This window comes from Desulfotomaculum sp., assembly GCF_982386235.1.
The window spans coordinates 41,685-54,332 of the sequence record NZ_CEVWQM010000018.1 but is presented as its reverse complement, the minus strand read 5'-3'; the positions used below and the strand labels follow the sequence as shown (position 1 = coordinate 54,332).

Genomic DNA, 12,648 nt, shown 5'->3' with positions numbered 1-12,648 from the left:
AATAAGAAGAGGAGCTAGGATTCACCAACTTCTTTAGGGTAACCACGCAGCTTGGCAACGATTAAGAGCAATAAAGGTATCACCAGTGCCAAGATGTAGACCATGCTGGATAACGGGTTTAAAAACATGGTCCTTATTAATGGGACATTGATAATCCTGAAATTTGCTATTACGAGAATAACTAGGCCATAAAACCAAAGGACGAGCCGATAGCCTTTTAAATTAAATAAATCCCTCGTTAGAACCGCAGCCCCATAGCTAAAAGCTGCAATAAAAATTAAAAAACCCATATACCAAACCATCATCATCAGGGCATCCAGCCGGGTGATAAATCCTATATCAATGTTACGAATCATTTCTAGGGCGGGGAATATCATCATACCTGTTAATGCTGGCCCAAAAATTGCTATAGCCAGTGTTCCTGCCCATAGGGCCAGTATTAACAAAGGAGTAAGTTTATTACCCAGCGCAATTAACTTATCCTTATGCTCAATTAGGGGGAAGATGACAAAATACAAAAGCGAATGGCCTAATTTCCCCCCCATGGTATAGGCCCCAACCAAGGGAGGCAGATAGCCGTTTGCCAGCACTGGCAGATATTCTTTGAGATTAATATAAGGTATATTAAAAACCACCACGATCAATAGAATTAGCAACCCCAGAGGCAAAAGCAGCTCATTCATGCGGGCCGGTATGGAAATACCCAGGGAAGCCACATACAGAGCTGGTAAAAGCAGTGTAAAATCCCATAAATAAATGGAACTACCTGGCTTAAAGGCTGTGGGAATAATAATCGCAAATTCCACCAAGGCAATAGTAGAAATAACTAGAAAGGCTAAAATATAGATCATGGTAACTACACCACCCAGATATTTTCCCAGCAGCAAGCGATTGAATCCCGCCAATGTATGGTTGGGAAACAGGGAACAAAGCATTAGGGTCAGGCGAAACATACTATAGCCAATAACCACGGCAATGAGCACCGACAACCAAGCATCCCTGCCAGCCCTTTGGGCTACCTCGGAGGGAATAAATACATCCACCGTTGCTAAAATACAGGTGACCACCAAGAATCCTGCCTGCTTCGCACTGATTTTGTTATTCACCTTCAGCCCTGCCACCCTTCAGATTGGTCTCAATGAGTAAGCCCGTTCGCAGCAACTGGGATTGTACCATTACCTCTATGGACAGATCAGGGAATATCTCTTCGGCCCATTGATTCCGTATCTGCTGCCAAAGTTTGTTATCAGCCAATTGTACCTCCCGGGCTAAATTAAAATAATCCGCTTTCAGTTGTTGGGCCTGCTCGATGCTTTTCCTAATCTCCTGCTCCACTGCCCCATTAAAAGCATTTTCCGCGGCTTTATCAAAGGCTTGATTTTCTAAATTTAGCGGCTGATCATTTTCTCCAAAGTTAAATTGAGGCTTTACTTCTATGCGAAAGGCAACATTGCCGTCCTCAATGTGCGGTATAATTTTTGCTTTGGAGCCGATCAATTCTACAGCGATTTTTTTCCCGTGGACTTGCAGGGGAAATACAGCATTTTTTATTTGACCAGAGACAAATAGGTACCCTCTGGTTTCCTGGGGCGAGAGTCTGCCCACCATTTTATCCTCCCGAAATACCGCTGCACCCGCCATTTCAAATTTCGTTTTTTCTTCCACGGCCCGGGTTTCCGGTTGCTTCATGCTTAACATGGGAACTAAGTAGACAGGATTTTCCATGGACTGGTCCTTCCAAACCTCAATGACCCGCTTGGGAATAGTCTCACCATGTCTTTTGGGCCCTAACAGCACCAACCTTTTTAGTGCCATTAGGGGCACCTTTTCCTGCCCATCCTTTATGGAAAGGAGTTTTTCCCGCGGTATATCACTGACAAAGATATAAGCCGTTGATCTCAGTTCATGATCCCTATGGGCAAAATCAAGAAAGGGCAAGATACCCTTTTGGGCTAAATCCTTTCCCATGACATAAACATCACAATGGGACCAAAACAGTCGTCTAGCGGAATTTCTAGCAGCATCCCGCACTGCACCATAGACGGTATCTGCTTCACCTCTATATATGAGATAGGTTTCCTGCAGCTGGCCTCCCGACTGCATTTTACTAAAAGCCTCACTTACCGCTACTTGGGTATACATTTCATATTTATCTTTTTCTGCATCGTAGTCAAACAAGGCACCCAAAACAAAATTTGTTTCATTCATTTCCCGTCGCTCGGTACAACCACCCAGCAATAGACTGACAATCAGCAGCAAAGTTAAAAACCGTGGCCGGCTCACCTTTCATCTTCCTCCTGATGGCTTTGGACCTTCCCTAAGCGGTCCGGATCCAGGGAAGGTATCGTTTGAGGCCGGGTCACCATGGCCCAGGTCGGGACACGGAATAAGGTATCCTTTAAATCCTTAACCTGCACTGGGGTAAAGGGGGCCAGGTAAGGGACGCCAAAGGAGGTGAGAGAGGCCATATGGGCCCAGATGACAATTAACCCCGCCACCAACCCAAGGATTCCTATGGCAAAAGAAAGGATGATTAAGGGAAACCGCAGCAGCCGGAAAGCCAGCGTGGCATCATAACTGGGTATGGCAAAGGAAGCGATACCAGTGAAGGCCACCAGGACGACCACCACAGGTGAAATTAACCCTGCCTGCACGGCGGCCTGACCAATCACCAATGCCCCGGCAATACTGACGGCCGGACCCACTGCCTTAGGCAGACGTACCCCCGCTTCGCGCAGCAATTCAAAGGTTAATTCCATGGCCAATACTTCCACCAGGAGTGGAAAAGGAACGCCCTCCCGGCTGCCGGCGATGCTCAGGGCCAAAGGGGTAGGCATCATTTCCCAATGGTGCGTGGTGATGGCAGTATATAAAGAAGGTAAAACCAACGTAGCGGTAAAGGCAAAGAGTGTTAACCAACGCAAAAAGGAACCAAAGTAAAAACTAAAATAATAGTCGTCCCCTTCTTGTAACATCATGGCAAAGGTAACCGGTGCCACGATAACAAAGGGAGTACCATCCACAAAAATTGCCACCCTGCCTTCTAATAGACAGGCCACCACTTTGGCTGGTCTTTCGGTTTTCAGCAGGGTGGAAAAAGGTGTTAAACGCTGATCTTTGATAAACTCCATCACACTTTGGGCTGACTGAATGCCATCGATTCGAATGGCCTGTACTCTCTTTTTCACCTCTGCCACAATGCCAGGATCAGCCAACCCTTCGATATAGGCCACCGATAGAGCCGTATTGGTTCTCGTTCCCAAATGTAAGTTATCAAAACGCAACTGACTATCCCGGATCCTTCTTCTTATCTGGGTTATGTTGACTGAAATGGCTTCCACAAAGCCTTCTTGGGGTCCTTGTATATTTGTCTCCGTCTCTGGCGGTTGGATACTTCTTTTTTCCCAACCGCTGGTCTCAGCCACGATGGCCCGATCGGACCCAGACAAAAAGATCGCGGTTTTCCCATAGAGAATACCGTCAACGGCCTTTACCAAATCACCTGTAAGGACAACCTTTGATACCGGCAACACTGCATGGGCCAAAATTTTGCTGTTAGCCAAAAGTGCAACCGGCGCCTCTTGAAGTTTGGCAATAATCGATTCATTAATAGTTTTTGGGTCGGCCATATTCTCCAGATAAACCACTAAGACCGGTATAGTACCATTCCCAGCCAGGATTTTACGCAGCACCAAATCCCCCGTACTGCCAAAGCGCTGCCGCAGGGCATCCATAACCCTATTTAAATCGGGTGCCACAGGAGCCTTTGGCCGCTGAGGCTGGTTGCCTGATTCCATGATTTTTTCAACCACAAAGTTTTTCAAATACCTCTTCAGCATCGTCATACCTCATCGCCATAGCTTATGTTTTATTGTGCGACATTTTGGCAATTTTATGTATATTTGCCAAAAATAAAAGGGGTGTCGCTTCCGACACTCCCCCTTATTATTATAAAAAGGCTTTGCTATAAAAGGGCTTTGATACCCTCTATGACCATTTTTTCATTAGGCAAGTAAAACTCCTCCAAGGGCTTACTGTAGGGTACGGGTATATCCGGGGCGGCAATTCTTTTAATGGGTGCTTTTAACTGTACAAAGGCCTTTTCTGCCACCAGGGCAGCAATTTCCCCACCAAACCCACCTGTACGGGTGGCTTCATGCAACACTACCAGGCGACCGGTTTTGGCCACGGACTTTAAAATGGCCTCTTCATCTAAGGGAACCAGCGTTCTCAGGTCTACAATCTCCACACTGATACCCTCTTGCTCCAACTGAGCCGCAGCCTTAAAAGCGGTCCCTAACATCTTGGACCAGGTTACCAGGGTAACATCCCGCCCAGGCTTTTTAACATCCGCTACCCCGATGGGGATTTGGTAATCCTCCTCTGGTACAGGACCAGGTACAAAATAGAGGATCATGTCTTCAATAAAAATAACCGGATTATCATCCCGAATGGCAGACTTTAACAGTCCCTTGGCATCTGCCGGGGTGCTGGGCATTACCACCTTAAGCCCAGGGCAGTGGGCCAACCAAGCTTCTAGGTTATGGGAATGCTGGCAGCCGGCACCAATACCGGAGCCACTCTTCATACGCACTACCAAAGGAAATTTACTCTTACCACCGGATAAATAACGCAGCTTGGCTGCGTGGTTGACGATTTGATCCGCTGCAATGGTAAAAAAGGGATTAAACATAATCTCCACCACCGGGCGCAGTCCCATCACCGAGGCTCCCACCGCAAGACCGGCAATAGCTGCCTCGGACACGGGAGTATCCTTTACCCGGCGGGCTCCAAATTCCTCTAATAACCCAAAGGTGGGAAACTTCGGATTGCTATGAATTCCCACACCCACACCTTCTCCGGCAATAAAAACCTGCTCATCCCGACGCATCTCTTCCCGTAAGGCCTGATTGACAGCTTCACCCATTGTTATCTGTTGCATTTTACAATCCCCCTTTCTATTACCCTAGGCAAATACGTCTTCCAAAGCCTCGGTAACATCCGGCCAGGGACTTTCCTCGGCAAACTGTACAGCCTGTTCTACCTGTTTGGTCGCTTCCTCATTGATCTGCTGCCAAACTGCCTCTGTTAACTGGCCTGTTCCCAGCAGTGTATTTTTTAACAGTTCGATGGGACAACGTTGTTTCCATTGTTCAATTTCTTCCTTTGGCTGGTATGACTGAAAATCGGTGGTGCTATGGCCCCCCCAGCGATAGGTTTTACATTCAATGAGGATGGGACCCTGCCCAGACAAACACTTTTGTCGTGCCTCTGCTGTGGCTTGATGCACCTTTAATACGTCATTACCATCCACCACCTGGGATGGCATACCGTAGGCTATGGCACGGTCAGCCAGATCTTTTAGTCTGGTGTGTTCTTCCAGCCGCTGGGCGCCGGAATATATATTATTTTCACAAACAAAAATCACAGGCAGATTCCATAAGGCAGCTAAATTGAGGGCCTCATGAAAACTACCTTCATCCGATGCTCCGTTGCCAAAATAACACACCGTGACAAAGTCCTTCTTTTCATATTGGGCCGCAAAGGCTGTCCCCACGGCAATGGGGATACCTCCTCCTACCACGGTGGTGGTGCAGAGGGCATTGACCTCCGGAGCTGCAATGTGCAAGGTGCCGCTTTTACCTTTGTTATACCCAGTACGTTTGCCATAGATCTCAGCCATGATAAGATTTGGTAAGGCCCCTTTCGCTATTAGATGCCCATGACTGCGGTGATTGCTAATAATTACATCCTGCGGCTCCAATGCTGCACTGACACCCGCTGCCACTGCTTCCTGACCCGTACAAACGATCATCATACCGTGCAGCTTGCCATACTCTTTGCTTAAATCCTCCAGCTTTTCTTCAAACTTACGAATTAGCAGCATGGTTTCCAGCAATTTAACCTGATTCAAATTCTCCACGAGCTAGATCACCTCCTAGGTTTTACCTAAATATTCCATGCTCATTGGAGAAGTCCTTTGTTAAAAAAAGAAATATAGCCATCCGCCGTCCGCTTTTTTTGCATGCATTACAGAGAGCACAAGGGGACGGTTCTTTTGTGCTCCCGGCTAATGGCTAAAAGCAAAAAAAGACCGCCGGAATCATCCAGCAGCCTTTACTCTTCTTCACTATGTACCCAATCATCCAGCACGGCTAACAAATCATCTTTGCCCCTGCCTGTTTCCGCAGAAAAGGCCACCAATCGATGTCCCGGTGCCAGGGGTAGGGCTTTCTGTATCACTGCCTGTTGTTTGGCCCACTGATTATTGGATAATTTGTCCACCTTGGTGGCCACCACCACCGTGGGTACCTGATAATATTGCAACCATTCATACATTTGCTTATCCTGGGCCGTGGGTGTATGACGGCTATCCAGTAAAAGCACAACTCCCCTTAGGTTTTCCCGTTCCTTAAGGTAGCCTTCAATCATCTTGCCCCATTTAGCCCGCACATCTAATGGTACTTTGGCATAACCATAACCGGGCAAATCCACCATGAGGAATTGGTCATTGTTAATATTAAAAAAATTTATGAGCTGGGTTCTGCCGGGGGTGCTGCTGGTTTTGGCCAATCCCTTGCGGTTTACCACTTTGTTAATGAGGGAAGATTTCCCCACATTGGAACGGCCCACAAAGGCTACTTCGGGTAAATTCCCCGGGGGGTAACCCCCGGGGTTAACTGCACTGGTTACAAATGAAGCGGTTGTTATTTTCACGACGGTAGCTGGGTTCCTCCTTGCTGAACTTCCTGGGTTTCCACCGCTGTAAGATGCGGATTATCCATCAGGGCTGCTTCTGGTTCCATTATGGTGGTGGTATGGTCAATCTCCTTTTCCAACAAGGCGATTTCCAACACCTGATCAATATGCTCCACCAGGATGAATTCCAGGTGCTTCTTAATGTTAACTGGAATGTCTTCCAGATCCTTTTTGTTATCCTTGGGCATAATGATTAATTTAATACCTGCCCGGTGAGCCGCCATAACCTTTTCCTTGATACCACCCACGGGCAACACACGGCCCCGCAGGGTGATCTCACCGGTCATCGCAATGTCGTGGCGCACCTTCCGACCGGTAAGCACCGAAGCCATCGCTGTGGCCATGGTAATACCGGCTGAAGGGCCATCCTTGGGAACAGCCCCCTCGGGAATATGAATGTGCATATCCCATTTTTCAAACAGCTCTTGATCAATTTCTAACTCGTGGGCACGGCTGCGGATGAAGCTGTAGCCGGCCTGGGCAGATTCCCTCATCACTTCACCCAATTTACCCGTTAGGGTCATACGACCGGTTCCCTTATAGGTGGTAATCTCAATAACCAGGGTATCACCGCCCACTTCGGTCCAAGCCATACCAGTAACGGTACCAATTTCATCATTTTGTTCCGCTACCCCATAACGGTAACGGGGAATGCCCAGGAATTGCTCTAAATTTTGAGTGGTAACCTTCACCTTTTCCGCCTGACCTGCTACGATTTTCCTAGCTGTCTTACGGCAGATGGAGGCAAGCTTGCGCTCCAGATTTCTAACTCCAGATTCCCTGGTGTACTCACGTACTACCTTTAACAGGGTATTATCCGAAATCTGCATCATTTGATCGGTTAAACCATGATCTTTGATCTGTTTGGGCAGTAAATGACGTTTGGCGATTTGCAGTTTCTCTTCTTCAGTATAACCAGAAATCTGAATAACTTCCATCCGGTCCAATAAAGGCCTTGGAATGGAATACATGCTGTTCGCTGTGGTGATAAACATAACATTGGACAAATCAAAGGGTGTCTCAATGTAATGATCACTAAAGGTACTATTTTGCTCAGGATCTAGTACTTCCAATAGGGCAGAGGCAGGGTCACCTCGGAAATCGCTAGCCATTTTATCAATTTCATCCAGCAAGAAGACTGGGTTTTTTGACCCGGCGGTTTTCATACCCTGGATAACCCGACCTGGCATGGCACCGACATAGGTTCTCCGGTGGCCACGAATCTCCGCCTCGTCCCTGACACCCCCGAGGGAAATTCTTACGAATTTACGCTCCAGAGCTCTGGCAATGGAGCGACCCAGGGAGGTTTTACCAACACCCGGGGGGCCCACCAGGCAAAGTATGGGTCCTTTCATTTTCTTAGCCAACTTACGGATAGCCAAATATTCGATGATTCTTTCCTTCGGATCCTTTAGGCCGTAGTGATCGGCCTCCAACACAGCCTCTGCGGCGTTAATATCGATGCGATCTTTGGTGCCCTTGCTCCAGGGCAAACTTAACATCCAGTCCAGGTAATTGCGTACCACAGCGGACTCGGCTGCCATGGGCGGCATTTTTTCCAGACGCTCTACTTCCTTGAGAGCCTTCTCTTCGGCTTCTTTAGGAAGTTTTGCTTTGGCGATTTTTTCCCTGAGTTCTTCACACTCAGCCACCCGATCTTCCTTATCACCTAATTCCTTTTGAATGGCCTTCATCTGTTCTCTCAGGTAGTATTCCTTTTGGGTTTTTTCCATCTGTTTGCGAACCCGAATGTTGATCTTGCGTTCCAACTCGACGATTTCCAATTCCCTGGCCACAATGCCACAGAGTTTTTCCAGTCGGTCCACAATCTCGATGGATTCTAATATTTTTTGTTTATCTTCGATTTTTAGGGCTAAGTGAGAAGCAATTATATCCACCAGACGTCCAGGTTCTTCCAAATTAACCACAGAAACCACTGTTTCTGGAGGAATTCTTTTGGAGAGTTTTACATACTGCTCAAACTGATAAACCAGGTTCCGCATCAGAGCTTCAATTTCGGCACTCTTTTCGAATTCTTCGGTATATTGCTCCACTTTCACTCTAAAATAGGGTTCTTGATATTCATAGTTGTTAATCTTGGCCCGGGCGATGCCTTCCACCAGCACTCGAATGGTTCCCCCAGGAAGTTTTAGCAGTTGCTTTACTTCTGCCACTGTCCCGATCTGATAAATATCATCCACTGTGGGCTCATCGGTCTGAGCCTCCTTTTGGGTTGCCAGAAAAATCATTTTGTCTTGGACCATTGCCTCTTCAATGGCTTGGATTGATTTTTCTCTTCCTACGTCAAGGTGTATAACCATATAGGGAAATACTAAAATACCCCTCAGTGGAAGCAAGGGTAACGATTTAATTTCAAAATTCACTGCCGCACCTCCTTGTATATTCTAAACATATGTTGGCTGATTAGTTACTAAGAATAAGGTTATAATAACATAAAAGTTTTATCCACTGCCACAACAATAATTTACCATTAACAGAGAAAACCCAGCATACGCTGGGTTTTTGAAGCTTGATCAAGCAAATTTAAAATTATTCTATTAACAGGAAAACCTATATTTCTCAAATGTTTTTTAAATTATCAGGAATTGGCAGATTCCCCAGCCAAAAAGGCTGCCGCTGGTAGATCCAAACTGGAATTTAGCGATTCCCACTGGATTTTTTTCTCAGGCTGTTCCACCAGTGCCCCTTGAACGACCTCCTCTAGTGTGTCTATGGGTACAACCTCAATGCCTTCCATATTTTTAAATATTTCCTGATAGTTTTCCCGGGGGATTAAAACCTTCTTAACCCCTGCCTGCTTGGCTGCCTCTACCTTGGCCACCACACCACCGATGGGTTTTACCAAGCCACGAATGGAAATTTCGCCGGTCATGGCTACGGTATTGCTGACGGCTACACCCTTGATGGCTGAGTAAATGGCTGTGGCAATGGTGACACCGGCTGAGGGACCATCCACCAAGCCGCTGCCAAGGAAATTTACATGGATATCGTAGTTTTGGGGATTCACATCCATGACCCGCCTAAGTACTGTCACCACGTTTTCCACCGAACTGCGGGCCATACTCTTGCGCCGTACTTTTTTGCTTCCGCCACTGATTTCCTCTTCTTCCACTACCCCGGTCACAATAATTTTACCCATACCAGCCGCAGCGGGGATAACCGTTGCCTCCACTTCGGAGACGATACCCATATTGGGTCCATAGACGGCCAGGCCATTGACTACACCAACCTGAGACTGTGAATTGATCTTGCGCTCCGGTCGCGGTGTATACTGCCCACTATGCAGGACCCATTCAATATCCCTGACTAAAATCTCTTTTCTATCCTCTGTCAGGGCTATACCGCCGGCAATTTGAATGATATTGACAGATTCCCGCCCATTGGTGGCATAGCGTTTGATAACGTCCAGTGCCCCCTCCTCTAAGGGAAAGCCAATCTTCTTTGCTGCATTGTCAGCAATTTTTTTGATTTCCTCCTGCTGTAGTGGTCGAAAGAAAATTTCTAAGCAGCGGGAACGAATGGCCGGGGGTATCTCCTCTGGCGTCCGGGTGGTTGCCCCTACCATGCGAAAGTCCGCCGGTAAGCCATTCTGAAAGATATCATGGATATGGGTTGGTATGTTATTGTCCTCAGAGCTATAGTAGGCACTCTCTAAAAAGACCTTGCGATCTTCCAATACCTTTAGCAGCTTATTCATTTGGATGGGGTGCAGTTCCCCGATTTCATCAATAAACAGCATACCCCCATGGGCCTTTGTCACAGCCCCAGCCTTAGGCTGAGGAATACCTGCCATGCCCATGGCCCCAGCACCCTGATAGATCGGGTCATGCACCGAACCGATCAGGGGGTCCGCAATACCTCTTTCGTCAAAGCGAGCAGTGGTTGCATCCAGCTCAAAGAATTTTGCATTTTCCTTAAAGGGAGAGCTGGGTGTTTTTTTAGCCTCTTCCAGCACCAATCTGGCCGCAGCTGTTTTACCAACCCCCGGGGGTCCATAGACGATAACGTGCTGTGGATTGGGCCCGCAGAGGGCAGCCCGCAGGGATTTTAAGCCCTCTTCCTGGCCGATGATTTCACTAAAATTTTTGGGCCTGGTTTTCTCCGCCAGCGGTTCAGTCAAGGAAATAGCCCGCAGACGCTGCAGTTTTTCCATCTCTTTACGGGATTCTCTTTCTACGGCGGTTTTATTGCCCTGTTGTTGCTTCAGCAAGTTCCAGAAATAAAGACCAATAACCACCGCGAAAAATACCTGTATAAAGGTGAGAAAACTCCCAAGGCCGGTAAGTTCCCCCATAATACGATGCCTCCTTTTAGCGAACTCTTTCTTTTGTATTATTGCTAAAAGGACCAAATTTTACACGTGGATTTTTGATTTAGGGTATTTCTTTTGGGTATTAGCCGTCAGCTTTTTTCCTTGAGGCATTCCTATGGGGTAAGCGATGGCCATAGTCCATTAATTGACAGCTATTACCTTTATTAATCATGAATGACATTGGTGGCTTACTCCCCCTGTCACTCCGTGACGTCATCCTCAGAGAGAGCTAATTAAAAAAGCGAAAAGCTAAAGCACGGGGGATTTCCCCGTGCTTTGACCCTTAATCTATGCGCTTTCTTCTTTTTTCTTCTTTTTATCCATGGTGATGAGCAGTGGTTCGCCTTTCTTTAAGATGGCGTCCCTGGTGATGATAACCTTGGAGATGTCATCACGGGAAGGAATGTCATACATAATGCCCAGCATCGCTTCTTCCATGATGGCCCTGAGGCCCCTGGCACCGGTTTTGCGTTTTAGCGCTTCCTTAGCCACCTCACGCAAGGAATCAGGCTGCAATTCCAAATCCACGCCATCCAGTTCAAATAACTTCTGATACTGTTTGGACAGAGCATTCTTGGGTTCTGTCAAAATACGAACCAGAGCATCTTCATCAAGGGCGTCAAGGGTAACCACAACCGGCAGACGACCTACAAATTCGGGGATTAAGCCAAATTTCAAAAGGTCTTCCGGCAAGATGTTGGCTAAGATTTCACCAATTTTCCGATCCTTTTGGCTTTGAATTTCTGCACCAAAACCAAGCTGTTTTTTACCGGTACGGTTTTGGATAATCTTATCAATGCCGTCAAAGGCACCACCACAGATAAACAAGATGTTGGTGGTATCCAGCTGGATAAATTCCTGATGGGGATGCTTGCGCCCACCCTGGGGTGGTACGCTGGCAACTGTGCCTTCGAGGATTTTTAGTAAAGCTTGCTGTACACCTTCGCCGGAAACATCCCTGGTAATGGAGGGATTTTCCGATTTGCGTGCAATTTTATCAATCTCGTCGATATAGACAATGCCTTTTTCAGCCTTTTCAACATCATAATCCGCTGCTTGGATAAGTTTTAGCAGGATGTTCTCCACATCCTCACCAACATATCCTGCCTCGGTTAAAGAGGTGGCATCGGCGATGGCAAAGGGCACGTTTAACAAGCGAGCCAGTGTCTGGGCCAGTAATGTTTTACCACAACCGGTGGGCCCCAGCATAACGATATTGCTCTTGGAGAGCTCCACGTCTTCAACTTTGCCCCCAAGGTTAATCCGCTTGTAGTGGTTGTATACTGCCACAGCCAATTGTCTTTTTGCACTTTCTTGTCCAATTACATACTGATCCAAAATGGCTTTGATTTCTTTGGGTTTGGGTAAATCACCCATATCCAGGCCCAAGTCATCGCTTAATTCTTCTTCGATGATTTCATTGCATAACTCGATGCATTCATCGCAGATATAGACACCGGGGCCGGCTACAAGCTTTTTTACCTGATCCTGCATCTTGCCACAGAAGGAGCATTTGAGCTGGCCTTTCTCGTTAAACATATTTCCACCTCTTTTAT

Annotated in this window: 9 protein-coding genes; all 9 read right to left on the bottom strand. The window is 47.1% G+C overall.

The annotated features are described in order from the left end of the window. Positions 1–14 precede the first annotated feature (14 nt). Positions 15–1,106: a GerAB/ArcD/ProY family transporter gene (locus AC1U9Z_RS11760; protein WP_333531897.1), complete on the bottom strand. Its 1,092-nt coding sequence runs from the start codon at positions 1,104–1,106 to the stop codon at positions 15–17. Beyond that, positions 1,099–2,283: a Ger(x)C family spore germination protein gene (locus tag AC1U9Z_RS11755; protein WP_333531898.1), complete on the bottom strand. Its 1,185-nt coding sequence runs from the start codon at positions 2,281–2,283 to the stop codon at positions 1,099–1,101. The genes AC1U9Z_RS11760 and AC1U9Z_RS11755 overlap by 8 nt, the downstream gene beginning before the upstream one ends. Further along, positions 2,280–3,839 (bottom strand): spore germination protein, encoded by a 1,560-nt coding sequence (locus tag AC1U9Z_RS11750; RefSeq protein ID WP_333531899.1) that lies wholly within the window; start codon positions 3,837–3,839, stop codon positions 2,280–2,282. The genes AC1U9Z_RS11755 and AC1U9Z_RS11750 overlap by 4 nt, the downstream gene beginning before the upstream one ends. 125 nt (positions 3,840–3,964) lie before the next feature. Continuing rightward, positions 3,965–4,942, bottom strand: coding sequence for an alpha-ketoacid dehydrogenase subunit beta (locus AC1U9Z_RS11745; RefSeq protein WP_333531900.1), 978 nt, complete (start codon positions 4,940–4,942; stop codon positions 3,965–3,967). Between the two features lie 24 nt (positions 4,943–4,966). Continuing rightward, positions 4,967–5,923 carry a thiamine pyrophosphate-dependent dehydrogenase E1 component subunit alpha gene (locus AC1U9Z_RS11740; RefSeq protein ID WP_333531901.1) on the bottom strand — a complete coding sequence of 319 codons (957 nt, stop codon included), beginning with the start codon at positions 5,921–5,923 and terminating at the stop codon, positions 4,967–4,969. A gap of 194 nt (positions 5,924–6,117) precedes the next feature. Beyond that, positions 6,118–6,717, bottom strand: coding sequence for a ribosome biogenesis GTP-binding protein YihA/YsxC (gene yihA, locus AC1U9Z_RS11735; protein WP_333531902.1), 600 nt, complete (start codon positions 6,715–6,717; stop codon positions 6,118–6,120). Continuing rightward, entirely contained in the window at positions 6,714–9,143 is a 2,430-nt protein-coding gene (gene lon, locus AC1U9Z_RS11730) for an endopeptidase La (protein WP_333531903.1), read from the bottom strand. The genes yihA and lon overlap by 4 nt, the downstream gene beginning before the upstream one ends. 215 nt (positions 9,144–9,358) lie before the next feature. Then, positions 9,359–11,074 carry an ATP-dependent protease LonB gene (gene lonB, locus AC1U9Z_RS11725; protein WP_333531904.1) on the bottom strand — a complete coding sequence of 572 codons (1,716 nt, stop codon included), beginning with the start codon at positions 11,072–11,074 and terminating at the stop codon, positions 9,359–9,361. A 306-nt stretch (positions 11,075–11,380) separates the two neighbouring features. Next, complete coding sequence (gene clpX, locus AC1U9Z_RS11720) at positions 11,381–12,631, bottom strand: ATP-dependent Clp protease ATP-binding subunit ClpX (RefSeq protein ID WP_333531905.1); 1,251 nt, start codon at positions 12,629–12,631, stop codon at positions 11,381–11,383. Positions 12,632–12,648: the final 17 nt, after the last annotated feature.